Raw genomic sequence first — 23,448 nt, forward strand, 5'->3', positions numbered from 1 at the left:
TTTGGTTTTAGAAAAACTTGCGAAAATGTATTTTCTAAACTATATTTATATGCTATTTAAAATGCAAAAATAGACTTTGATTATGGATTTTCAAGAATTTTTACAGTATGTTCCTAAATTAATTCAAGCAAAGCTTCCAGCTTTTGACGCACATGTAAAAATGGCTCCACTAGAGCGATTAGATAGTTTGGGAAGTAGTAACATAGTAGATAAGAAACCGCGAACAGCCGCAGTAATGATGCTTTTTTATCCGAAAAAGGAAATAACACATTTGGTATTAATAGTCCGGAATTCCTATGAAGGGGTTCATTCTGCTCAAATAGCATTTCCAGGTGGAAAATACGAACTAGATGATGAAAACTTTGCAGCGACAGCATTACGGGAAACACATGAAGAGGTGGGAATTCATCCAGATAGAATTGAAATTCTAAAACCATTTACAGAATTATACATTCCGCCTAGCAACTTCATGGTGTATCCTTTTTTGGGTATTAGTCAAGAAGAATTGGTTTTCATTCCACAACCTTCTGAAGTGGCACATATTATTGAATTGCCTTTGTCGGTTTTTTTAGATGATGCGCTTGTTGTAGAAACAAATTTGTCCACATCATACGCTAATAATATCACTATACCTGCTTTCAAAATCGAAGAACATATTGTTTGGGGTGCTACGGCAATGATGCTGAGTGAGTTAAAAGAGGTTGTAAACGAGGTGCTAATCCGAAAATAGGAATACTTGAGTAAAAAAAGCAATTAGGTCTATGGTTTTATTAAAATAACGTTATGATTGAGTCCTAAACTTCAAATATAATTTTCGTAGATTTGTAGACCAAATTCACAAAAAAACACACAATTTTATGGGATTGTTGAAGAGAAATCCTTTCGGACACCTATTATTTATAAAAAAATGGCTCATCCGAATCTTCGGAGTTGTAACGCACAGACGGTATAGAGGATTTAATGAATTGCAAATCGAGGGTTCGGAGATAATTAGAAATTTACCAGAAACTAATGTACTTTTTATTTCCAATCATCAAACTTATTTTGCTGATGTTGTTGCGATGTTTCATGTTTTTAATGCAAGCTTAAGTGGTCGCGATGATACTATCAAGAATGTTTGCTATTTGTGGCAACCTAAAATGAATATTTATTATGTAGCCGCTAAGGAAACGATGCAAGCTGGATTTTTGCCACGTATTTTGGCATACGCAGGCGCGATTTCAGTAGAACGGACTTGGCGCGCCAAAGGTGTTGATGTCAAGGAGAAAAAAGATATCAATCCAAACGATACGGAGAATATCAAAATTGCGTTGGCAGATGGATGGGTTATTACATTTCCGCAAGGAACGACTAAGTCTTTTAAGCCGGTTCGTAAGGGAACAGCGCATATTATAAAACAGCATCGTCCTATTGTTGTCCCAATTGTTATCGATGGTTTTCGCCGTTCGTTTGATAAAAAAGGACTACGCATGAAGAAGAAAGGAATTCTACAATCTTTTATCATTAAAGAACCGCTGGACATTGATTACGATAACGATACCATTGAAGAAATTGTAGAAAAAGTAGAATATGCAATAGAGCAACATGCTTCATTTCTAAAAGTTATTCCAGCTGAAGAAATTAAAGAACAAGAGGAATTGAATAAATTAAGAAAATGGGAGTATTAAAAATATAATTCTAAAAAAAAGTCTTAAAATTCAATCATTTTGAATTTTAAGACTTTTTTTTATACTAAAGATCGATTTTCTTTAATTCTTTGTAATTACTGTATAATCTGCGCATTAGAATGCCATACAGTATTCTATAAAACAGCCAGAATACACCCAAAAACATTAGAATTGTCATAACTAAAACAACGATTGTTATTGCCATGACTTTTCCATTTGTGGCGATTTTATCTTTCAGTACGATCATCTCGGGATTATAAACAAAAGCAATTGTAAACGCGATGACACAATACACTACTATCATTCCTAAATTATACCACACATAATACTGAACTGTTTTTCGGGTCTTTAAGATATCGTGCATCAATTGTTTTGTAGAAACGGTTGTACTTATAGCTATATAATTTTTGTAGAATACGTAAATAAAAGCAAGGACAACACCATAATTAAAATAGTTCAAAACAGTTAACAAAGTTATAATTTCTGCTTGTTCTATCTTTTTTAAATATCCGTCTGAGTCAAAACAAAAACTCAAACAGGTCCACAATAAAACTTCCAAAATGCTAATAATCAAAATCCACTTCACAATCGAAGACGATTTTTTATGAATCATTTTATAAATCTCGGTTTCCGATATTTGATTAAAAGAATTATCACTCTTTTGCCAATCTTTTTTTAATAAATCCAGCTCTTTCATATTCCCATTGGATTTAAAATTTTCTTTAATTTCCCTTTTATTCTATTCATTTTCACTCTTGCATTTACTTCGCTAATTCCTAAAGTTTCTGATATTTCTTGATAATCCTTATCTTCAAGGTACATAAATATTAACGCCTTTTCAATGTCATTCAGCTGGTAAACAGCTTTGTACATTAATTTTAATTGTTCTTCCTCTTCATAATCGTATTCTACATCATTCAGGAAATGTTGTCGACCTTCAAATTCAACTGTATTTATGGATCGTTTGGTTTTTCGGTACAAAGTAATCGCCGTATTCAGCGCGACTCGATAGGCCCAAGTCGAAAATTTACTTTCGCCTCTAAATTTTGGGAAAGCTTTCCATAATTGAATCGTAATTTCCTGAAACAAATCCTTATGTGCATCGTCACCATTAGTATATAACCTACAAATCTTGTGGATTATATTCTGATTTTCTTGCAACTGCTTAACAAAAGTTTGTTCTAGATCCGTACTCATATATACGTTAGTATTTCAATAGTAGATTTTGTTACAAAGTAAACGCTAAATTGATTATTTTCATATTCATCTTTACTTGGTGCGAAGCCATCAGGAGCACAAACTTTTTTTTCTTCATTCAAACCAGTCCCGCTGTACATTACAATCTTTATTTTTTTTTAAATCAAAAAAATAAAGGATTTCCATTGCCATCGTGGCTATTTTACACGAGTATTTTTCTGAAGACTTTTTCTTTAAATGGAATGTATCAAATTTTGTTTTATAAAAAAAAGTCCTTTATGAAAATTTCATAAAGGACTTTATCGTAAGGATTATTGGTTATTTTTTGCAATCAGAATAATCTACATTAAAAGTGTATTTTTTATCAGTAACTTTTTGAACTGCAGGATTGTTTCTGTGGTCTGGTTTGTATGCTGCTCCAGTTCCTAAATCTACTCCCATACCCAATATTCCAAATGAGAAAACGCTAAGAATAAAATTCCCTGTTCTAAAAGCGTTATTAAATGTTTGTTTTTTAGTTTCGCAACCATCTTCTTTCAATTCAACATTTAATGATTTGCTTCTTGGAAATAATGCGGTTACTTGCCCATTACCCATTTTTTGTCCATCAACATAAATTTCTGCATTAGGACAATCTTTAGCAACAATTGTACCTTCATATTTGCTTCCTCCAAACATTACACCGCAGCTATTTAACATAACTAGTATTGATAATGAAACAACAATAGTTGAAATTCTTTTTTTCATAAGTGAAAATATTTTTTAAGTTAGAATTAATTATATAGCTAAATTAGTAGTAATAATATATCGAATGCAAATATTTTCTTGTTTTTTTTATTGCCTTTTTAGTAATCAATTCATTTACTTTGGCTTACACAAAATTGATTGTATGCTAATTCCTTTAATCTTCCCTAACTTTGTAATTAATTATATTATTTAAAAAATGAACATCCCAAATTCAACTTTACCTAGAATAGTTATTATCGGAGGCGGGTTTGCAGGAATTGCATTAGCCAAAAAATTAAAAAATAAAAAAGTACAAGTAGTGCTTTTAGACAAACACAATTACCATACTTTTCAGCCTCTTTTATATCAAGTAGCCACAGGCGGACTCGAAGCCGGTTCCATAGCGTACCCAATCCGTAAAGTGATTCAAGAATATGATGAATTTTATTTCCGGCTTACTAATGTCCAGGAAATAGACACTAAAAACCAAAAAATAATCGCCGAGATTGGCGAATTAAGTTACGATTACCTCGTTATTGCTACCGGTTCTAAAACTAATTATTTCGGCAATAAGGAAATTGAGCGTAATTGCATGGCCATGAAAACCATACCGCAGTCGCTCAATATTAGGAGTCTGATTCTTGAAAATTTTGAACAAGCTGTTTTAACTACCGATGTAGCCGAACAAAACAGTCTCATCAATTTTGTTCTCGTAGGTGGCGGACCAACAGGAGTTGAGCTTGCAGGAGCTTTGGCTGAAATGAAAAAAGCCATTCTGCAAAAAGATTATCCCGATCTTGATATTGCCACAATGCAAATAAATTTGATTCAAAGTGGCGACAGAATCCTGAATACCATGAGCGAGAAATCCTCTCAAGCCGCCGAAGAATTCCTAACCAGTTTGGGTGTGAAAATGTGGAAAAACGTCCGTGTAACAAATTATGATGGCCGCACGATTACCACAAATTCCGATTTGACTTTTGAAACCGCCACGGTAATCTGGACAGCAGGCGTTCAAGGGGCTCTTGTTGCAGGATTGGATGGTAACTCTTTAGTTGAAAAAGTAGAACGCATACGTGTCAATGAATTCAATCAAGTAGTAGGCTATAAAAACATTTTTGCATTAGGAGACATTGCTTCCATGGAATCTGAAACTTATCCGCAGGGACATCCCATGATGGCGCAACCCGCTATGCAACAAGGCGAATTATTGGGTGAAAACGTAGTGAAATTAATTGAAAATAAATCCATGCAAGCTTTTGAATACAATGACAAAGGTTCTATGGCAACCATAGGAAGAAATAAAGCGGTTGTCGATTTGCCAAAATACCATTTTAGTGGTGTTTTTGCATGGTTTGTCTGGATGTTTGTGCATTTATTTTCACTTATTGGATTCAAAAATAAAGCTGTCGTATTCCTGAATTGGGTCTATAATTACATTCGTTTTGATCGCGAAGGAAGATTAATCATTAGGCCCTACAAAAAGAAAAGTTTTACAACTTTTACAAGTGATGAAATGTAATTGTCGAAAGTCTTAAAGTCAAATGTCGAAAGTGTTTTTGAGTAGTTTGTCATTCGACTTTTACTTTTTACGTGCATTATCATGCGATAAAAACCAAATTAACTCATTCAAATAGCGCTCTAAATTCTCTTTATCTCTTTGTGAATTTTTAAATCATTCTCAAAAATTAGTAGTAAAAGGGTTGTCATTTTACTTTAAACCTAACATCCAAAACTCGTACTCATAATTCCTTATACTTATAATAGTTCACCATTAAATTAACAAATTTGCTGTAGCCTTCCATACCGTCTTTTTGTTGGTTTACTTTCAGGAATTGGTCGTAAAAAGCATGGAAACCTTTATCGATAATCGTGTCGTATTGCTTCCAGAACTGCTCGCTTTCCTTGTAGTTTTTTAAAATTCCGGGATGAACTGTTTTTAATAATTGTTTAAAAATAGCCTCGTCTTTGGCTTGCCAACTGCTTAAACAATACCGTAAAGCCATGCTGTAACCTGAATATTGGATGTGTAAATTATCGTTTTTTACAGAAGCCAGAAAGCCAATAAAATTGCATTCACTTTCACTAGCATAACCCATTTGATGCGCCATTTCATGATTAGCAGTCATTGGGAAACTGTACATTGGGCCCAAATAATTAACCTGTGCTTCATTAGTAAACGGATTCAAATAGCCGCCAAAACCCATATAGGTCAAGGGCAAACTGATCAGTGATTTTTTAACGCTTAAATGGGTGTAGGTGAAATACGAATGTTCTTTAGCTAGTTTTTTGTATCCATTTAAATTCATCTTAAAAACTTGATTTTGGGAGTAAGGAAATACTACTTTCAAATTATCATTTTTTGCAAGTTGTTTTTGAATGGCGTTTGTTTTAGTGATTAACTTTTTGGTAAAAGCCAATAAATCAGCATCTGAATAGTCTTTTTTAATTTCCATTTTTTCAAAAAGCGGTTGGCGGTAATAATTCAAAGCCCACAGCGAATGAAACAAAAAATAGAATACCGAAACAAAACTTAACAGCGATAATATATTGCTTTTCCATTCTAATTTCCATGATTTTCGTTGTTTCCAAAACCATTTCAAAATGAAGGCGATGACAACAACATAAATTAAATCGCCTAGAGAAAATGGAATACGACCTATTATTAATCTGGAAAATCGTGAAACTATTGGATAGAAACCGTTGCTATAAAATTGTTCCACTTGTAACGGAAAATAAGGGAGAACTTGTAGGAGTAGTATCTGGACAAAAAGTAGGGTAGAAAGAATATATTTTGTTCGCACAAGTTGAATTTTAGTCTTGTAAATATAATTACAATATCAATTAGTATCAATAAAGAATTTAAACTTTGTAACTTTGAGCTTTGTAACTATAAAACCTCAAATATTAATAAATGAGTCAAGAAATAAGAAATCTGGAACCAAAAGCGCTTTGGAATAAGTTTGCCGATTTAAATGCTGTACCGCGACCTTCTAAAAAAGAAGATCGAGTAATTGCGTTTATGAAAAACTTTGGCGAAAGCCTTGGATTAGAAACTTTTGAAGATGAAATTCGCAATGTAATTATCCGTAAACCTGCAACGGCTGGGATGGAAAACCGAAAAGCAATTGTGCTTCAAGGACATTTAGATATGGTGCATCAAAAAAATTCTGATACTGTATTTGATTTTGAAACACAAGGAATCGAGATGTACGTAGATGGAGATTGGGTTCGTGCTCGTGGAACTACGCTTGGTGCTGATAACGGTCTTGGAGTTGCGGCTATCATGGCCATTTTAGAAAGTACTAATATTCCGCATCCTGCGATAGAAGCTTTGTTTACTATTGATGAAGAGACCGGAATGACGGGTGCATTGAACTTAAAAGGAGGAATCCTGCAAGGTCAAATTCTTTTGAATATGGATACGGAAGAAGATGATGAAATCGATATTGGTTGTGCTGGAGGAATTGATGTGACAGCAACTGCAGAGTATGATGAAGAGGAAACGCCAGAAGGATCTGTAGGATATACGATTACTGTAAAAGGCTTGAAAGGCGGCCATTCCGGAATGGATATTCACAAAGGCTTGGGTAATGCCAGTAAAATTATGAACCGCTTGTTATTTGATGGTTTTGATAATTTTGGTTTGCAAATTTCGGAAATAAAAGGTGGGAGTTTACGCAATGCTATTCCGAGAGAAAGTCAGGCAAAAGTAATTATTGCCGAAGTGTATGATGAAGCTTTTGTTTTTGACATGCAGCAAATTGTAAACGAAATCAAAACGGAGTTAAAAACAACAGAACCATCTTTAGAGGTAGTTTTTGAAAAAATGGATGCAACTCCTGCTAAAGTAATGCCTTCAATTGCGCAGTTTTACTTTGTAAGAGCAATGTACACAGCTCATAATGGCGTTTATAGAATGAGTGCTGATTTTGATAATTTGGTGGAAACATCAAACAATATTGCAAAAGTAATTGTTGGCGAAGGACAACTTTCAGTACAATGTTTAACACGTTCTTCGGTTGAAACTTCAAAATTTGATTTGGCTAATGGGTTGCGTTCTGCTTTTGAATTAATGGGCTGCGAAGTGGAATTTTCGGGTTCCTATCCGGGTTGGACACCAAATTCTAATTCAGAGATTTTAGATGTTTTAGTGCCAATTTATGAAAAACAAAACGGCGAAAAACCAAAAGTAGTGGCGTGTCACGCAGGATTAGAATGTGGAATTCTAGGAACGAATTATCCAGAAATGGACATGATTTCTTTTGGACCAACGATTCACGGTGCACATTCCCCTGATGAAAGAGCAAGTATTTCTTCTTCTCAGAAATTCTGGAAATTTGTATTAGAGATTTTAGCTAATATTCCAGTGAAATAGTATTCAGTGTTCAGTATCAAAAAAAAATAGTGTTCAGTAACAAGCGAAACTGAACACTATAATTTGAATACTGAACACTAATTTTTAGTCTCTTTTAGGACTGTTCTTTTTATCTCTTTTTTCTTCTTTTTTTTCTTTAGCCGTTTTTAACGGTTCTTTTTTTGCTGTTTTTTTAGCGTCTTGACTTTTTGCCATGATATTGGTTTTTAGTTTTGTTTAACTTTTGATCTAAGTAAATATAAATAATATTTTTGATTTGTTTTTAAATATTATCTTAAAAAATCCCCAACTGCTTTCGGAATTGAGGGTTTCGTAACATACAATTTTTTGTATTTATTTCTTTTTCAGTACTTTGTATTCTTCATAACATCCGCTTATTGCGTCCATGATTTGAAGATCATTTGCTGTTTTTATGAACGATTCAGAGTAGTTGCAACGTTGCAAAATTTCAGGTATTTCATTTTTGTCAATACCTAAAAGTACGGCAATCGTTTCCCTGTCAAATTTTGATTCCAGAAGATTACGGACTGTGTCATCCTTCTTCATTTCTTTAAGTTTCTTTAGTTCTTTTGGCTTGTTACCAAAAAAATTATACAACATATCTGCCGGATTAAAGATGGAGCCAAGAACTTTTCCAAAGGCATTGGGCGAATATGCACCCGCTTCATACCCTTGCGTCAAACCAGAAATACTGTAGCGATAGTTTTCTTTCACAGGGATTATTTTAGTGTCTACTTCAAGATAACCGGTAAGATTAAAAGGTCTAATTACTACTTCTTCCAGCGCAATAGCTTTTTCAGTAAGTTGAATTTTGGTGCTTTTGTTTTTTATCCAGTCGTTTGTCACGCGTACCCGCAAAGATTGAAAACCAAGGCTGGTAATGTGCAGGGTGTCATTTACTTGTACATCGATTTCAAAATACCCATTAGAATTGGTAGTAGCACCGCGTACCTTATTCACATTTATGATATTAACACTAGATAACGGTTGCTTTGTTGTATTGCTTAAAATCAAACCGTCAACTTTATGGGACGCTTCTTGAATTTGGGCATGTACTGTTATGGACAACAGTAAAAATAAAAAAACTACAAAATATTTCATACATTAATTTAAGACTTTAAAAGTAATAAATCAAGATTAAATATTTTGTAGTTCCAGTATAATTATAAGAAAATTAACTAAACGTTAGTCTCTTCTTGGTCTTCTTGGTCTTGGTGTGTCACCAAAGTTTTCTGAACGTCTTGGTGCTCTATCAGATGAACCTTCTGTTCTTGGTCTGTCTGATGTAAAACCACCTTCTCTTCTTGGAGCTGATGAGCTTCTTGGTCCAAAACCACCTTCTCTTGGTGCTGATGAACTTCTGTCGCTTCTAAATCCTCCACCAGAACCTTCACGTCTTGGAGCAAAGCTTCCTTCTCTTCTTGGAGTTGCACTTCTTCCGCCTCCAAAACTTCCACCTGAGCTTCTTCCATTATGGTCACGTCTTCCACCACCGTCATTTTTAGAAATTTCAACATTGATTCTACGTCCTTCTAATTGTACGTTGTTCAATATTTCCATTACTTTATCGGTATGTTCTGGATCAGTGTTAAAGAAAGAGAAACCTTCTTTTACATCTACTTTGAAAACGTCATCACGACCTAAGTCTAATGTTTCTTTCAAGTAATCTTTCAATGACATCCAATCAAAGTTATCTCTTGAACCTATGTTTACAAAATATCTCGTCGCACCACCATTGTTGTTTTCTCTTGGAGCACCATCTCTGTCATCACGTTCACGTCTTTCAGAACCTGAAGTTTGATTAGAGATATCTCTGTTTTTCTTATAGTAATTGATAAAACGATTAAATTCAACCGATACCATTTTCTTGATTAATTCTTCTTTCGATAAATCTTCAAGTACACTGTTAATTGCAGGAAGGTATGTGTCAATTTCGTGATCAACCTCTGTGTCTTTAATTTTAGTTGCTAAGTGCAACAATTGGATTTCACAGATTTCAATTCCAGATGGGATTGTTTTTTCTTCGAATTTTTGTTTGATAATTCTTTCTATTGAAGAAATCTTACGCAATTCACTTTTTGTTACAATTACTATTGATGTCCCCAATTTTCCTGCTCGTCCCGTACGACCAGAACGGTGATTGTACGTTTCAATTTCGTCAGGAAGTTGGTAATTTACTACGTGAGTAATATTGTCAACATCAATTCCACGAGCCGCTACATCAGTTGCAACAAGCATTTGGATTTGTCTACCTCTAAAAGATTTCATTACACCATCACGTTGCGCCTGAGATAAATCTCCATGCAAGGCAGCAGCGCTGTATCCATCTTCAATTAATTTTTCGGCAACAGCTTGTGTATCACGTTTAGTTCTACAAAAAACTACTGAGAAAATGTCTGGATTCGAATCGGCTAGACGTTTCAAAGCTTCATAACGGTCACGAGCATTTACTAAGTAAAATTCGTGAGATACGGTAGCTGAACCTGAATTTTTAGTTCCAACTGTAATTTCAATTGGATCTTTCATGAATTGTTTCCCAATACGTGCTACTTCAGCAGGCATTGTTGCAGAGAATAACCATGTGTTTTTTTCGTCTGGCGTAGTCGATAGGATGTTTACGATATCTTCGTAAAAACCCATGTTCAACATTTCGTCAGCTTCGTCAAGGATGCAAAAGCTGATTTGAGAGATGTTTACTAATCCTCTATTAATCATGTCTTGCATTCTTCCTGGAGTTGCCACAATAATTTGCGCGCCTCTCTTTATGTCTCTCGCTTGTTCTGTAATGCTAGCACCACCGTAAACTGCAACCACATTAATACCTTTTTCGTATTTGGAGTAGTTTTTAATTTCGTTGGTAATCTGCAAACAAAGTTCGCGTGTTGGAGATAAAATTAATGCTTGTGTATTCCTGTTGTTGGCATCAATTTTCTGAATAACTGGAAAACCAAATGCTGCCGTTTTCCCTGTCCCTGTCTGAGCCAACGCAACCATATCTGTGTCTTTTTCCAATAATAGGGGAATCGCTTTCTCCTGTACTTCGGTCGGATTTTCAAATCCTAGATCTAAAATCGCCTTCAGTAACGATTCACTCAATCCTAATTGTTCAAATTTATTCATATGTATTTTTAAAATAGGGTGCAAAATTACTGTTAATAATCGATATAAACTAATGCTATTTTAAGATTTAATAATTTATTATCATTTGATTGTCAGAAAGTTATATTTTTTATTTAAGAATTGTTTATTTTGATTTAAAATTTTAGTCTAAAATAGTGTTACTAAAGTTGTTTTTTTGTTATCAAAATTTTGTATTGATTGTTGTTTATCTATTTAATTTTAAAAAATCAATTAACTGTTGCGTAGCTTTTCCCCTGTGGCTGATTTTATTTTTAATGTCTAACGATAATTGTGCAAAAGTCTCTTGGTATTGTAGAGGTCTAAAAATGGGATCATAACCAAAGCCCTGATTCCCTATTTTTTCTAAAGTTATTTCTCCAGGAGCAATTCCTGTAAAAAGATGCTGTTTCCCGTCTATGTTTAGTGCTATTACGGTTTTGAATTGTGCTTTCCTATTGTTTATATCAGTTAAGTTCTCTAATACTTTATTCATGTTATCGTCGGCATTGCGTCGTTCTCCTGCATACCTCGCAGAGTATACTCCTGGTTCGCCTTTTAGAGCATCGATTTCAAGTCCAGTATCATCGGCAAAACAGTCATAACCATATTTTTCAGTTACATAATTTGCTTTTAGAATCGCATTCCCTTCAATAGTATCAGAAGTTTCGGGGATATCTTCAAAAAAACCAATACTTTCAAGACTTCTAATGGTTATGTTCGCAGGAAGCATACTTTGTAATTCAATGATCTTATCTTTGTTATTTGAAGCGAAAACGAGTTGCATGGTTTTATTTGTTTATTGGATTGAAATGGTATGACTTGTAATTTTCATTTAACACTGGTTGTTGAATTTGATACGATCAGTCAGCAACAGCTGCTGATTGAGATAACTGGCATTGTCTAACTAAATCGCAATCTCACGTAAACGTGTTTTATTCCTTTTTTATCAGAATCTCTCTCGTCTATTTCTAGAATGTCAGTTAACGATTTTAACATGGGTGTCAATTTCGAAAATCCATAGTTTCGTGGATCAAATTCTGGTTTTTTCTTAACAATTAGATTTCCTACATCTCCAAGAAAAGCCCAGCCACTATCATCACCAATATCTTCAATTGTAGATTCTATGAGTTCTATCGTTTGTAAATCTATTTTATTAAGGCTTTTTGGTGTGGCCTTTTTAGCATCAGTTGCTGTTCTTTTTGGTTCTTTCTTTTTTATTGCTCCATCTAAAACTTCGATATAAACAAATCGGTCACAGGCAACAATGAACGAATTTGGTGTTTTTTGTTCGCCAATTCCAATTACTTTCATTCCAGATTCACGAAGTCTGATTGCTAAACGAGTAAAATCAGAATCACTAGAAACAATACAAAAGCCATCTACTTTATCTGAGTATAATAAATCCATAGCGTCAATAATCATGGCGGAATCGGATGAATTTTTGCCTACCGTATAACTGTATTGCTGTATGGGTGTAATGGCGTGCTCGAGTAATACGCTTTTCCAGCCTCCTGCATTTGGTTTGGTCCAGTCTGCATAAATACGTTTGGTTGTGGGAGTGCCAAACTTAGCAATCTCTTCCATCATTCCTTTTACATTGCTATAGGGAACGTTGTCGGCATCAATAAGGACGGCTAATTTTAATTCCTTTGTATTGTTAGACATAAATTTAAAATTTATTTTAGTAAGTCAAATATACAAAGTTTATTGTATTATGCTTGGCATGTTTAGCATTTGATTTGTTCAAAACTGCACTATAAAAAATGAAATCTTAGACTTTTAGTAGTACTTTGTTTAAATTTTTGGGTTTGAAATTTTTGAATTTTCGTTTGATTAGATTGCTTGAAAAATAAATTTATTTTCAAGTCCTTTATAAAATTTAAATAATTATTTTTGCAACTTCTTAAAATTAAAATTATTACTCTACATATTATGGTAAAAGATTTATTCGAAAGAATTCAAAACAATAAAGGTCCTTTGGGGAAATGGGCTTCACAAGCTGAAGGGTATTTTGTTTTTCCAAAATTAGAAGGTGAGTTGGGACCAAGAATGCAGTTTGGTGGAAAAGATATTTTGAATTGGAGTTTGAATGACTATTTAGGTCTAGCTAATCATCCAGAAGTGCGTCAAGCAGATACTGATGCTGCTATTCAATATGGAGCTGCTTACCCAATGGGAGCGCGAATGATGAGCGGACATACTAAATATCATGAGCAATTAGAGAATGAATTGGCTGCTTTCGTAATGAAAGAATCAGCGTATTTATTGAATTTTGGATACCAAGGAATTATGTCTACTATTGATGCATTAGTAACCCGTAATGATATAATTGTTTATGATGTTGATGCCCATGCTTGCATAATTGATGGAGTGCGTTTACACAGTGGAAAAAGATATACCTACAAGCACAATGATCTTGAAAGTATGGAAAAAAATCTGCAGCGTGCTACAAAAATGGCTACTGAAACAGGCGGTGGAATATTATTCATCACAGAAGGGGTTTTTGGAATGCGCGGGCAACAAGGAAAATTGAAGGAAGTTGTAGCTTTAAAAGAAAAATACAATTTTCGTTTATTAGTTGATGATGCACACGGTTTTGGAACCTTAGGAAAAACAGGAGCTGGAGCAGGTGAGGAGCAAGATTGTCAAGATGGTATTGATGTTTACTTTTCTACTTTTGCAAAGTCGATGGCTAACATTGGCGCTTTTGTGGCTGCTGATAAAGATATTATTGATTATTTAAAATACAATTTACGTTCTCAAATGTTTGCCAAAGCTTTACCCATGATTCAAACCATTGGTTCGTTGAAACGTTTGGAGTTGTTGCGTAATCACCCAGAATTAAAAGATAAATTGTGGGAAAATGTAAATGCACTACAAAACGGATTAAGAGAGCGTAACTTTAATATTGGGGATACCAATACTTGTGTTACACCAGTTTATCTAGAAGGCAGTGTGCCAGAGGCAATGATTATGGTGAATGATTTAAGAGAAAATTATGGTATTTTCTTGTCGATAGTAATCTATCCAGTAATTCCAAAAGGTATTATTTTATTGAGAATGATTCCTACTACATCACATACTTTATCAGATGTAAATGAAACACTTACTGCTTTTGAAGCAATTCGTGAAAAATTAGAAAATGGTACTTACAAAGAAATAGCAAGCAGAACAACGGTTGATTTAGACGCCTAGTTTTGACAGATTTTATTAGTTTAAAATATTTCCATCAGCTTAAGTTGATGGATTTTTTTTGTATTGATTCAAAAATTAATAGTATATTTCAATAACTTAAATTTTAAAATTATGAGAAAAGTAATAGTAGCAGTCGTTTTTGTGAGTTTTTTTATTTCCTGTAAAAAAGAAAAAGATGCGAGTCCAGTGGTAGTAAAAGAAGTAGTTTCAGAAGCAACATCAGAATGCTATTCTTCAATTAAGAGTAAAGATACGGTGTCGATGGATTTGAAAATCGATAAAGATTCAACTGTTGTTGGCAACTTGTGTTATCGATTTTTCGAGAAAGATAAAAATGAAGGTACTGTGATAGGAAAACTGCAAGGTGATACTCTTATTGCCGATTACACTTTTATGTCGGAGGGAGTTTCCTCTTTACGCCAAGTTGTTTTTATAAAAAAAGGGAATACGTATGTAGAAGGTTTCGGAGACATAATTACTGATCCCAATGGAAAAGTAACTTATAAAGACCTAAAAAAGTTAAAATTTGGTGATGGTGTCGTACTAGCAAAAGTAGATTGTGAGCAATAATTGAAATTGATAGAATTGTGTAGGCTGATGAAATTTAGTAGTTGCTAAATTCAAGTTTATAAAATTCAATTTAATATTAATTTTAAACAGAAGGCTGTCATACAATTCAAGGCAGCCTTTTTAATTTTATTTTTATGAAATATTTTTTCATTTTTTTATTTTCAAACCTTATTTTTTCTCAGAAAGCGGATGGTTATATTGATTATCAATACATTCATAAAGTAGATTTAGTTGATAAAGCTAAAATTAGAAAAGCACAATTTAGAATGTTTTTTACACCAAGCAAAACTTTCGCTTATGATCTTAACAAGTATAATAGAAGTCTTCAAATTGCGGAGCAATTGGGTGATCAAAATTCTGAATTTAAAAATGAAAAAAATCAAATTAAACCCAATGATTTTATAATTATAGATTTACAAAAACAAATTTATAACTCATTTGAGTATAAAAATAGTAGCTATTTAGTAAAAGATACTATACTACAAGATTGGACTATTCTAGAAGATAAAAAACAAATTTTAAACTATAGTTGTCAAAAAGCAATCACTACTTTTAGAGGTAGAGATTACGAAGCTTGGTTTACCTCTGATATTCCTGTATCATTTGGTCCATGGAAATTTAATGGTTTACCTGGAGCCATTTTGTCTGTTGTTGATAAAACGGGAGATGTAGAATTTAGCGCTATAAAAATCAGTACTGCACAAGTTGACAATATAATTGAAGAACCATTATGTTATGAAGAGGTTACCAAAGAAAAATTTGCTGAAATTAATGATAACTATACGAGTCAAATTAATACTAATTTTACGGTGACCAAAAATGGAGAACAATATGCACCAGTTCCAAAAATTAAGAAGAAAATAAATAATCCAATTGAATTACAATAATCAGTTGATAATGAAATTGTTTTATAGTTTATTCTTTATCTTTTTTTTATTTTTTTTTAGTGTAACTTTTGCACAAAATGTTACGATAACTGGTAAAGTTAGTTACTTAGACATACCAGCGAACGATGTTTTTTTATACATTGTTCAAAAAGATAATAGCACTATAAAAAAGTTTACAAAAACTAATGAAAAAGGTGTTTTTAGTTTTGAAATTCAAAAAAACTTTTTTACAAATCATGAAATTCTTGTAAAAAGCTTACGTTACGAAACTATTACTTTGCAACTACTTCATAATCAACTTTTTTATGAATTCAAACTCTCCGAAAAGCCAAGAATTTTAGATGAAGTTGTTGTAAAAAGAGATCTTCTTGTTCGTAAACAAGGTGATTCCATTAAGTATAAATTGAAAGATTTTGCTAATCTTAACGATCGTAAATTAGAAGATGCTTTAAGAAATATACCCGGATTAGAAATTGATGGTAGTGGAACCATCAAGTACCAAGGTATGTCATTGTCTAATTTTTATATCGAGGGTGATGATATTTTATCTAAAAATTATAAAATTGCAACACAAAATTTTAACACGGAGATTATTGACGAAATACAAATACTCGAAAATAATCAACCTATTAAATTATTACAAGGAAAGGTAATTCCAAAAAATGCAGCGCTCAACATAACATTAAAATCAGACTATAAAAATACGTGGATTCATAATTTAGATTTAGGACTAGGTATTCCGAATCTTTACAAAATGAATTACTTCAATACACTTATTTCCAAAAAAATAAAGGTCGTTAATATATTGAAATTTAATAATGTCGGACAAGATCTTAATACTATGTTTGCTAGTACAGAATTTAGTGATCTTTTTACTAAGTTTGATTTAAATTTTAGAGAAAATATACTCTCAGCATCGAATACCTCATTGCCTCCGTTGAGTAAAAATAGATTTGAAAATAGAATATTTGCAGCTAGTACAAATACATCCTTTAAATTGAATAATGATGTGGATTTTAAAACTAATTCTATTTTTTATAATGATTTTAACCCATATCAAGTAAATAATTCTACAACTTTCAATAATGTTGATACAGCAATTGGTTTTGTTGAAAATAATAGTTTTTCAAAAAAAGGCAGTTACTTTATTCAAAATAGTACTGTTAGAAAAAACACAAATACTATTTATTGGACTAACGATTTTAAAGCAGAATTATACAAGGAGAAAAGTTATTCTGAACTAAACAATGCAAGTAACACGCAAGATCTTAAGAACCATTTGTTCCAGTTTACAAATAAATTTAATGTTTTAAAAACAATAGTAAATACGCTTTTTAATTTAAATTCATATTTATATGTTGGAAGTCTTAAAGACGAATTAATCATAAAAAAAGGTATTTTCCCAAATTTCTTAAACAACAATGTAGACTATCTTGCTACAAATCAAATTATTAATAATAGAATTTTCTTTTTTAAAAATGCGGCAAATTTTAGTTACACTAAAAATTTATGGAAATTCCAATCAGAATTTTCAAATATATTCTCGAATAGAGACAACAATACAGACTTATCACTTACTCAAAACAGTGGTGATAAGTCTGTATTGCCAGAATATTTCAATCAAAACAAAACCATATTTAGTAAAACATCTGTTTTAGCAAGAATAACTTTAAAAAAAGAACAACTTAAATGGGAATCGTCTTTTGCACCAACTTTTTATAACTTCATTTCGTTAAGTAACAAAAATGTATTCTCAAAGGTATTTCAAACCGAAGTGGAACAAAAATTTGGTAGAGAAAACATGTTCAATATCGAATATTCTTTTAATAATGTTCCGAGAAATGTTCTTGATAATTATGATAATTATTATTTACAAAATTTTCGAAGTTTTTACAGAAATCAATTAGATTATTTTCAAACGGATAGTCATAAAATAGCTTCAAGACTTGTTTTGCAGCGCACATCTAAACTTCTTTTTATAAATTTAGATTTTGAAAAAACTTTTAACCGAGCAAATTTTATAGGATCTAATATTTTTTCTTCGTCATCAAATAGATTTGAATATATTTTATTTGAAAACTATAGCAAAAAAACAAAAGTTGCTCTTGGCATTTCGAAGTACTTTTTTAGATTAAAATCAAATTTCAAAATAAATATTAACTACAATGTAGTTGCTCAAAATCAGCTTAATAATAATATTTTAATTCCTTTTGAAAACAAAAATCAAGAAATTCGATTAAACTTTAACCCTAAATTTTTTAAAACTATTGGTTTTACTTCCGAATATTCTTTTCAAAAAAACACCAATAAAAATAAAAACACAGGGTTTAAAAACCAAGTGTTTTTTTATTCTAGTAAATACAACTTTGACGTTAATTTTACAGAAAAATTATCGCTTAGACTTTCAAACGAGTTTATACAGTTTAGAAATCTTAACAAGAATAGAAACCATTATCTAGATGCCTTTTTAAACTATAAAAATCCAAAGTCTAAATTTACATATGAATTAAAGTGGTCTAATATCTTAAATAGAGACAAATATAGTATTCAAAACAATACAGAATTTATTTCGAGTGAGACAACTTTTTTCATAAGGCCTCAAAATTTATTAGTAACGATTTTTTATAAGTTTTAAATAGAAAAACCTAATAAGTCTGATTTATAATAAATTTACAATCATCTGAGTCAAGAATTTCTTAAACCGTATTTTTTATAAACTCTTGATGAAAGTACATCTTCGTTTATGAACAACAGGATCAAAATGTTTCCATAAATTTTGAATAGCCAAGTTGTTTGCTAATTCTGGTGTTCTATAACAGTTGAGTATGCCTTTATCTTTAAATGTTTCGTAACACTCTTTAAAAAGGACTGCGGTTACAGCTTTGTTCTGGTATTCGGGCAATACACCAATAAGGTAAAAAAGTACATTTTTACTTTGTCTTTTTGCTTTTAGCAAATGTAAAAATCCGAAAGGAAACAATTTACCTTTAGATTTTTGTAAAGCTTGAGCAAAATCAGGCATTACAATACTAAACGCTACAATGTTATGGTCTTTATCTTCAACAAACTTTATGAATTCAGGATTGATAAAGCTGATGTATTTTTTCTTAAAATATTCTTTTTGAGTATCGGTGATCGCTACAAACGAGGATAATGAGGCATATGATTTGTTAAATAAATCAAACATTTTATCAACGTGGGGCATTACTTCTTTGGTAGTTTTAAAATTGAGCGGATTTAATTGATACCTTCTTTTTACCAAGTCGTTTGCTTTTTCAAAAAACTCCAGTTTTACGTTTTCAAAAGGGAATTTACTCTCTAAATATTCTTTTTCAACATTAAATCCCAATTGCTCAAAATGGCGGGCATAATACGGATGATTGTACCACGTAATCATGGTTCCAATTTCCTCAAAACCTTCTGTTAGGACTCCTACTTTATCTAAATTTGAAAAACCCATAGGTCCTTCAACATGGTCTAAATTGTTTTTTCGTCCTAGTTCGTATACTTTTTCCAGTAGTGCTTTTGTTACTTCAATATCGTCAATTACATCAAACCAACCAAAACGAGTTTTGCGTTTTTTTTGATCATTTACCTCACCCCAATTAATAATCGCTGCAATCCGACCAACAATTTCATTGTTTTTGTATGCGATGTAAAAATAGGCTTCGGCATTTTCAAAAGCCGGATTTTTGGTTTTATCAAAGGTTTCCAGCTCATCTGCAATAATGGGTGGTACCCAATACTTATTATTTTTATATAGTGTGAATGGAAACTTAATATAATCTGTTAATTCACTTTTGGTAACGGCTTCTTTTATTGTAATCATTATCCTTTTTTTGTCTTTTTGGCTCTTTTTTCTGCTTTAGACCCCGTATTTTTATCGTTATTGTCAATGTTTATTCTCACTTCTTTGTACTTAGCATCATAACGCCAGGAAAAACCAATGCCTCCATACACTATAGAAGGCGTCGTTTTCAAACTTGTACTAATTGAAGCGTCAATTTGCATGTCTTTGTTTAATAAATACGCGGCACCACCACGAACAATTGCATCACTATAAAAATCACTTTTAAACCCTTGATTTTCTACAAATCCAGACCATTTGTCATTAAACCCACGAGTTAATGTTAGTACGTAGCCATAACTAGGAAAATCGGTTCCAACATAATCGGCAATGATATTTGTTACAAAAACCCATTTTCCATCACCCAAATGGTTTTGAGTTATCAAGATAATTTTTGGTGATATGCTGGATTCTGGAGAAAAAGAATACGGGTTTTCCGCCATCGTAAAATTAGCTCCTGCAAACAAAGAAACCGCTGGTACTAATTGGCGCCAACTGAATTTTCTATTAGCTTTCCAACTATGAATATTTATTTTTTTTTCATAATTCTTAAAAGGATCATAGATTAAATATTTTGCTCCAAAAACGGTTTGTTTGAAGTCTGCAATTTTGGTACTGCTGAACAACTCATTGTAGGTCTCGTTTTGGTATTGAATATCAGCGATCAATTCTAGATTTTCTAGGAATAAACCCCATCGTAAAGTGGCATCGATACCAAAGCCATTTGAATTATAATTCAATAAACTATGTTTCTGTTTGATGCCATAAACGCCTGTTTCTATTTGGATTACTGATTTACCTACAGAGTAAGCTGACATGGTTTCTCCAGGTCTATTAGAGTTTATTTCGTCTGTATGTTGACCATAATGCATACTTGGTTGTAATAAAATAAAGGCGATAAGCAAGATTTTTATTTTAAACATAGTAATTTTTTTTGGATTGAAAAGTAATAACGCATTTCAAATGTACTATATTTTATCATTTATTTAAGAATGATATTTTAATTTTGTCTCGAAGTTTCAATATGGATTTATTAATTTTGAAAAAAAATATATTAATATGCAAATAGCATCATTTACGGGTTTTATAAAAGCACTTTTTTATATGATTGCTTTCTATTATATTTTCAGATTTTTAGCAAAACTGTTTCTGCCATTATTGGTAAAAAAAGTAGTTGAAAAAGCAGGTGAAAATATGCAAAAGCAACAACAACAGGCGCAAGATGCTTCCTGGAAAAAGACACAAACAAAGGATGAGGTGCTTTATAATACGGCTAATGCCAAAAATCCTCGCGAAACCAAAAAAGTGGGTGATTATGTTGATTACGAAGAAATAGATTAAGTTTGTCGTTTTTAGCATTGTATTTACTCTAATTCAAACCATTTTACATTGAAAATATTAAATAAATTTTATCCACACGCGGCAGCCATATTGGGTTTTGTACTAATTTCTATTCTTTATTTTTATCCTGTATTGCAAGGAAAGCAAATTTTCCAATCGGATATTGTTCAGTACACTGGGATGGCCAAAGAACAAAATGATTTTAGAGCTACTAATGATCTTGAACCCTACTGGACAAACTCAGCATTTGGAGGAATGCCTACTTATCAATTGGGAGCGAAATACCCACACGATTATATTGGTGCAATAGATGATATGTTACGTTTTTTACCGCGTCCTGCTGATTATTTATTCTTGTATTTTATTGGGTTTTATGGATTGATGTTGGTGTTAAAAATAGATCCATTAAAAGCATTTTTTGGGGCAATAGCCTTTGGTTTATCTACCTATTTAATAATTATTCTTGGTGTGGGTCATAATGCAAAGGCACATGCTATTGCGTATATGCCACTGGTTATTGCTGGTTTTATTCTGGTATTTCAAAAAAAATACATTTTGGGAGGATTAGTTACGCTTTTTGCGGCTGCATTAGAAATTAATGCGAATCACTTCCAAATGACGTATTACCTACTGATTTTTCTATTGATTCTTTCTATTTATTTTTGTTATAATTTTATAAAAGAAAAGGAATATAAGTCCCTGTTGTTATCTTTTGGGATATTAGCAGCTGCTGGAATTTTAGCTATTGGTGCCAATGCTACCAATTTAATGGCTACCACTGAATATGCTGATTTTAGTATTCGTGGCAAAAGTGAACTTACATTCAATCCAAACGGTTCAAAAAACGAGACAAGTTCATCTATGTCTAAAGACTACATTACGGAGTACAGTTATGGCGTTATGGAAAGCTTCAATCTTATTGCACCTCGACTTTTTGGGGGTTCAAATAATGAAGCAGTTGGCAAAGACAGTAATATGTATGAATTCATGATAGGGCAGGGAGTTCCTGAGGATCAGGCAACTGATTTTGTGTCTGGAATGCCAACCTATTGGGGAGATCAACCTATTGTCGCTGCTCCTGCATACATTGGAATTGTAGTTTTCTTCCTGGCGATTATAGCTTTGTTTATTGATAAACGAAAGATTAAATATGTATTTCTTGCCGGTTCGATTGTAGCCTTAATGTTATCTTGGGGTAAAAATTTCCCTATTTTAACGAACTTCTTTATCGATTACGTTCCCATGTATGATAAATTCAGAGCCGTTTCTTCGATTCAGGTGGTGCTTGAATTATGTTTTCCAGTTTTGGCTATTATGGGATTGCAGTCATACTTTCAATTAGACAAAAAATTACAGTGGAAAGCGTTGTATGAGTCGGTAATTTTAAGCTTAGGTATTATTGTGATTTTGTTTTTGTGCAAAAGCATGTTCAGTTTTACTGGTGGGAATGATGCGAGTTACCAGGAAATGTATGGTCCTGATTTTGTCAATGCCTTAAAACTGGATCGAATGAGTTTGTTTAGTGCTGATTTATTGCGTTCAGGATTTTTTATCCTTACAACGGCATTGGTATTATGGTTGTCAATAAAAGAAAGATTCGCTCAAAACACAGCGATACTAATTGTGGGACTTTTGATGGTTTCCGATTTGTTTTTTGTAGATAAAAAATATGTTTCGGGAAAGGATTTTGTAAGTCGTAGTCAGGTTGAGGTTCCTTTTCAAGAGTCGCCAGCAGATACTGAAATACTAAAAGATACTTCAAATTACCGTGTTTTTGAAGTTGGCGATATCATGGGAGCGAGAGCTTCTTATTTTCATAAATCTATTGGTGGTTATAGTGCGGTACGACCACGAAGAGTACAGCAATTAATTGATTACCAAATCAGTAAAAACAATGTTGAGATTCTTAATTTACTGAATGTAAAATATCTAATTCAAAAAGACAAAGAAGGTAGAGAATTTCCAGTTGCTAATCCAGATGTGAATGGAAACGCATGGTTCGTGAGCAAAGTAAAAGTAGTAAATTCTGCTGATGAAGAGATGAAAGCCTTGGATAGTTTAGATTCTAAAAACGTTGCAATAATAAATCAAAAAGAGTTTAAAATAAAAAATACGGCTTTCGCCAAAGACAGTTTAGCAACTATAACTTTAGCGACATACAAGCCTAATTATTTGAAATATACATCGGAAAATACAAAAGAAGGATTAGCCATATTTTCTGAAATGTATTATGGAAAAGGTTGGAATGCTTACATTGACGGTAAAAGCGCAGCGCATATCAGAGCGGATTATGTGTTAAGAGGCTTGCAAATTCCTGCGGGAAAACACAACATAGAATTCAAATTTGAGCCGCAAGTAATAAAAACGGGTGGTGTTATTACACTGATTAGTTCGATTCTAATAGTATTAGTATTAGTGGCTGGAATTTATTTTGAAAGGAAGAAAAACGCGTTAGCTGTCTAATATTTATTTGTAAATTTAATCCAATAAATTTTTTAATAGATTCTAAATTTGAAATGA

General features: G+C 32.5%; 21 protein-coding genes. 10 read left to right on the plus strand and 11 right to left on the minus strand.

Going from position 1 to position 23,448, the window contains the following annotated elements; all coding sequences use genetic code 11:
• Positions 1-82: 82 nt before the first annotated feature.
• On the plus strand, positions 83-730 hold the full coding sequence (locus tag ACNQGB_RS08475; RefSeq protein ID WP_417946091.1) for an NUDIX hydrolase: 648 nt from the start codon (positions 83-85) through the stop codon (positions 728-730).
• A 127-nt stretch (positions 731-857) separates the two neighbouring features.
• On the plus strand, positions 858-1,667 hold the full coding sequence (locus tag ACNQGB_RS08480) for a lysophospholipid acyltransferase family protein (RefSeq protein WP_417946089.1): 810 nt from the start codon (positions 858-860) through the stop codon (positions 1,665-1,667).
• 64 nt (positions 1,668-1,731) lie between these two features.
• Here the strand turns inward: ACNQGB_RS08480 and ACNQGB_RS08485 are convergent, their stop codons facing one another.
• The 4 genes from ACNQGB_RS08485 to ACNQGB_RS08500 form a co-directional block, all read right to left on the minus strand.
• Positions 1,732-2,364, minus strand: coding sequence for a hypothetical protein (locus ACNQGB_RS08485; RefSeq protein ID WP_417946087.1), 633 nt, complete (start codon positions 2,362-2,364; stop codon positions 1,732-1,734).
• Positions 2,361-2,864 (minus strand): RNA polymerase sigma factor, encoded by a 504-nt coding sequence (locus tag ACNQGB_RS08490; RefSeq protein WP_309758835.1) that lies wholly within the window; start codon positions 2,862-2,864, stop codon positions 2,361-2,363. Before ACNQGB_RS08490 ends, ACNQGB_RS08485 begins: the two co-directional genes overlap by 4 nt.
• Positions 2,861-3,004, minus strand: coding sequence for a hypothetical protein (locus tag ACNQGB_RS08495; protein WP_417946084.1), 144 nt, complete (start codon positions 3,002-3,004; stop codon positions 2,861-2,863). Before ACNQGB_RS08495 ends, ACNQGB_RS08490 begins: the two co-directional genes overlap by 4 nt.
• Positions 3,005-3,182: 178 nt before the next feature.
• Positions 3,183-3,611 (minus strand): hypothetical protein, encoded by a 429-nt coding sequence (locus ACNQGB_RS08500; protein WP_417946083.1) that lies wholly within the window; start codon positions 3,609-3,611, stop codon positions 3,183-3,185.
• 196 nt (positions 3,612-3,807) lie between these two features.
• Between ACNQGB_RS08500 and ACNQGB_RS08505 the strand changes: the two genes are divergently transcribed.
• On the plus strand, positions 3,808-5,112 hold the full coding sequence (locus ACNQGB_RS08505; RefSeq protein ID WP_417946082.1) for an NAD(P)/FAD-dependent oxidoreductase: 1,305 nt from the start codon (positions 3,808-3,810) through the stop codon (positions 5,110-5,112).
• 220 nt (positions 5,113-5,332) lie between these two features.
• On the opposite strand, the gene ACNQGB_RS08510 is transcribed toward ACNQGB_RS08505, so the two are convergent.
• Positions 5,333-6,394, minus strand: coding sequence for a DUF3810 domain-containing protein (locus tag ACNQGB_RS08510; RefSeq protein ID WP_417946080.1), 1,062 nt, complete (start codon positions 6,392-6,394; stop codon positions 5,333-5,335).
• A gap of 110 nt (positions 6,395-6,504) precedes the next feature.
• Between ACNQGB_RS08510 and ACNQGB_RS08515 the strand changes: the two genes are divergently transcribed.
• Positions 6,505-7,968 carry an aminoacyl-histidine dipeptidase gene (locus tag ACNQGB_RS08515; RefSeq protein ID WP_417946078.1) on the plus strand — a complete coding sequence of 488 codons (1,464 nt, stop codon included), beginning with the start codon at positions 6,505-6,507 and terminating at the stop codon, positions 7,966-7,968.
• Between the two features lie 333 nt (positions 7,969-8,301).
• On the opposite strand, the gene ACNQGB_RS08520 is transcribed toward ACNQGB_RS08515, so the two are convergent.
• The 4 genes from ACNQGB_RS08520 to ACNQGB_RS08535 form a co-directional block, all read right to left on the minus strand.
• Positions 8,302-9,069, minus strand: coding sequence for a carboxypeptidase-like regulatory domain-containing protein (locus tag ACNQGB_RS08520; protein ID WP_309755009.1), 768 nt, complete (start codon positions 9,067-9,069; stop codon positions 8,302-8,304).
• Between the two features lie 84 nt (positions 9,070-9,153).
• Positions 9,154-11,088, minus strand: a complete 1,935-nt coding sequence (locus ACNQGB_RS08525) for a DEAD/DEAH box helicase (RefSeq protein WP_417946077.1) — start codon at positions 11,086-11,088, stop codon at positions 9,154-9,156.
• 205 nt (positions 11,089-11,293) lie between these two features.
• Complete coding sequence (locus tag ACNQGB_RS08530; protein ID WP_417946075.1) at positions 11,294-11,872, minus strand: non-canonical purine NTP diphosphatase; 579 nt, start codon at positions 11,870-11,872, stop codon at positions 11,294-11,296.
• A 116-nt stretch (positions 11,873-11,988) separates the two neighbouring features.
• A complete protein-coding gene (locus tag ACNQGB_RS08535; protein ID WP_309755000.1) occupies positions 11,989-12,753 on the minus strand; it encodes an NYN domain-containing protein in 765 nt (254 codons plus the stop codon).
• A 267-nt stretch (positions 12,754-13,020) separates the two neighbouring features.
• Between ACNQGB_RS08535 and ACNQGB_RS08540 the strand changes: the two genes are divergently transcribed.
• The 4 genes from ACNQGB_RS08540 to ACNQGB_RS08555 all read left to right on the plus strand — a co-directional run bounded on the left by ACNQGB_RS08540 (position 13,021) and on the right by ACNQGB_RS08555 (position 18,375).
• Complete coding sequence (locus ACNQGB_RS08540; RefSeq protein WP_472777099.1) at positions 13,021-14,283, plus strand: aminotransferase class I/II-fold pyridoxal phosphate-dependent enzyme; 1,263 nt, start codon at positions 13,021-13,023, stop codon at positions 14,281-14,283.
• Positions 14,284-14,394: 111 nt separating this feature from the next.
• Positions 14,395-14,853 carry a hypothetical protein gene (locus ACNQGB_RS08545; RefSeq protein WP_417943468.1) on the plus strand — a complete coding sequence of 153 codons (459 nt, stop codon included), beginning with the start codon at positions 14,395-14,397 and terminating at the stop codon, positions 14,851-14,853.
• Between the two features lie 134 nt (positions 14,854-14,987).
• Positions 14,988-15,740, plus strand: a complete 753-nt coding sequence (locus tag ACNQGB_RS08550; RefSeq protein ID WP_417943467.1) for a GLPGLI family protein — start codon at positions 14,988-14,990, stop codon at positions 15,738-15,740.
• Positions 15,741-15,750: 10 nt separating this feature from the next.
• Positions 15,751-18,375, plus strand: coding sequence for a hypothetical protein (locus ACNQGB_RS08555; RefSeq protein ID WP_417943466.1), 2,625 nt, complete (start codon positions 15,751-15,753; stop codon positions 18,373-18,375).
• A 75-nt stretch (positions 18,376-18,450) separates the two neighbouring features.
• Here the strand turns inward: ACNQGB_RS08555 and ACNQGB_RS08560 are convergent, their stop codons facing one another.
• On the minus strand, positions 18,451-19,569 hold the full coding sequence (locus tag ACNQGB_RS08560) for a GTP cyclohydrolase (protein ID WP_417943465.1): 1,119 nt from the start codon (positions 19,567-19,569) through the stop codon (positions 18,451-18,453).
• The gene (locus ACNQGB_RS08565; RefSeq protein ID WP_417943464.1) at positions 19,569-20,510 is read right to left on the minus strand and encodes a transporter; all 942 of its coding nucleotides are present in this window, start codon (positions 20,508-20,510) and stop codon (positions 19,569-19,571) included. Before ACNQGB_RS08565 ends, ACNQGB_RS08560 begins: the two co-directional genes overlap by 1 nt.
• A gap of 136 nt (positions 20,511-20,646) precedes the next feature.
• Here ACNQGB_RS08565 and ACNQGB_RS08570 point away from each other — a divergent pair, with 136 nt between their 5' ends.
• Entirely contained in the window at positions 20,647-20,928 is a 282-nt protein-coding gene (locus tag ACNQGB_RS08570) for a DUF4834 family protein (RefSeq protein WP_417943463.1), read from the plus strand.
• Between the two features lie 48 nt (positions 20,929-20,976).
• A complete protein-coding gene (locus tag ACNQGB_RS08575; protein WP_417943462.1) occupies positions 20,977-23,391 on the plus strand; it encodes a YfhO family protein in 2,415 nt (804 codons plus the stop codon).
• The last annotated feature ends 57 nt before the right edge of the window (positions 23,392-23,448 follow it).

The organism is Flavobacterium frigidum (genome assembly GCF_048286795.2).

Excerpts from the sequence above, each read along its gene's own strand:
- ACNQGB_RS08475 (WP_417946091.1), top strand. The coding sequence starts at position 83 with ATGGATTTTCAAGAATTTTTACAGTATGTTCCTAAATTAATTCAAGCA.
- ACNQGB_RS08480 (WP_417946089.1), top strand. The coding sequence starts at position 858 with ATGGGATTGTTGAAGAGAAATCCTTTCGGACACCTATTATTTATAAAA.
- ACNQGB_RS08485 (WP_417946087.1), bottom strand. The coding sequence starts at position 2,364 with ATGAAAGAGCTGGATTTATTAAAAAAAGATTGGCAAAAGAGTGATAAT.
- ACNQGB_RS08490 (WP_309758835.1), bottom strand. The coding sequence starts at position 2,864 with ATGAGTACGGATCTAGAACAAACTTTTGTTAAGCAGTTGCAAGAAAAT.
- ACNQGB_RS08495 (WP_417946084.1), bottom strand. The coding sequence starts at position 3,004 with ATGTACAGCGGGACTGGTTTGAATGAAGAAAAAAAAGTTTGTGCTCCT.
- ACNQGB_RS08500 (WP_417946083.1), bottom strand. The coding sequence starts at position 3,611 with ATGAAAAAAAGAATTTCAACTATTGTTGTTTCATTATCAATACTAGTT.
- ACNQGB_RS08505 (WP_417946082.1), top strand. The coding sequence starts at position 3,808 with ATGAACATCCCAAATTCAACTTTACCTAGAATAGTTATTATCGGAGGC.
- ACNQGB_RS08515 (WP_417946078.1), top strand. The coding sequence starts at position 6,505 with ATGAGTCAAGAAATAAGAAATCTGGAACCAAAAGCGCTTTGGAATAAG.
- ACNQGB_RS08520 (WP_309755009.1), bottom strand. The coding sequence starts at position 9,069 with ATGAAATATTTTGTAGTTTTTTTATTTTTACTGTTGTCCATAACAGTA.
- ACNQGB_RS08525 (WP_417946077.1), bottom strand. The coding sequence starts at position 11,088 with ATGAATAAATTTGAACAATTAGGATTGAGTGAATCGTTACTGAAGGCG.
- ACNQGB_RS08530 (WP_417946075.1), bottom strand. The coding sequence starts at position 11,872 with ATGCAACTCGTTTTCGCTTCAAATAACAAAGATAAGATCATTGAATTA.
- ACNQGB_RS08535 (WP_309755000.1), bottom strand. The coding sequence starts at position 12,753 with ATGTCTAACAATACAAAGGAATTAAAATTAGCCGTCCTTATTGATGCC.
- ACNQGB_RS08540 (WP_472777099.1), top strand. The coding sequence starts at position 13,021 with ATGGTAAAAGATTTATTCGAAAGAATTCAAAACAATAAAGGTCCTTTG.
- ACNQGB_RS08545 (WP_417943468.1), top strand. The coding sequence starts at position 14,395 with ATGAGAAAAGTAATAGTAGCAGTCGTTTTTGTGAGTTTTTTTATTTCC.
- ACNQGB_RS08550 (WP_417943467.1), top strand. The coding sequence starts at position 14,988 with ATGAAATATTTTTTCATTTTTTTATTTTCAAACCTTATTTTTTCTCAG.
- ACNQGB_RS08555 (WP_417943466.1), top strand. The coding sequence starts at position 15,751 with ATGAAATTGTTTTATAGTTTATTCTTTATCTTTTTTTTATTTTTTTTT.
- ACNQGB_RS08560 (WP_417943465.1), bottom strand. The coding sequence starts at position 19,569 with ATGATTACAATAAAAGAAGCCGTTACCAAAAGTGAATTAACAGATTAT.
- ACNQGB_RS08565 (WP_417943464.1), bottom strand. The coding sequence starts at position 20,510 with ATGTTTAAAATAAAAATCTTGCTTATCGCCTTTATTTTATTACAACCA.
- ACNQGB_RS08570 (WP_417943463.1), top strand. The coding sequence starts at position 20,647 with ATGCAAATAGCATCATTTACGGGTTTTATAAAAGCACTTTTTTATATG.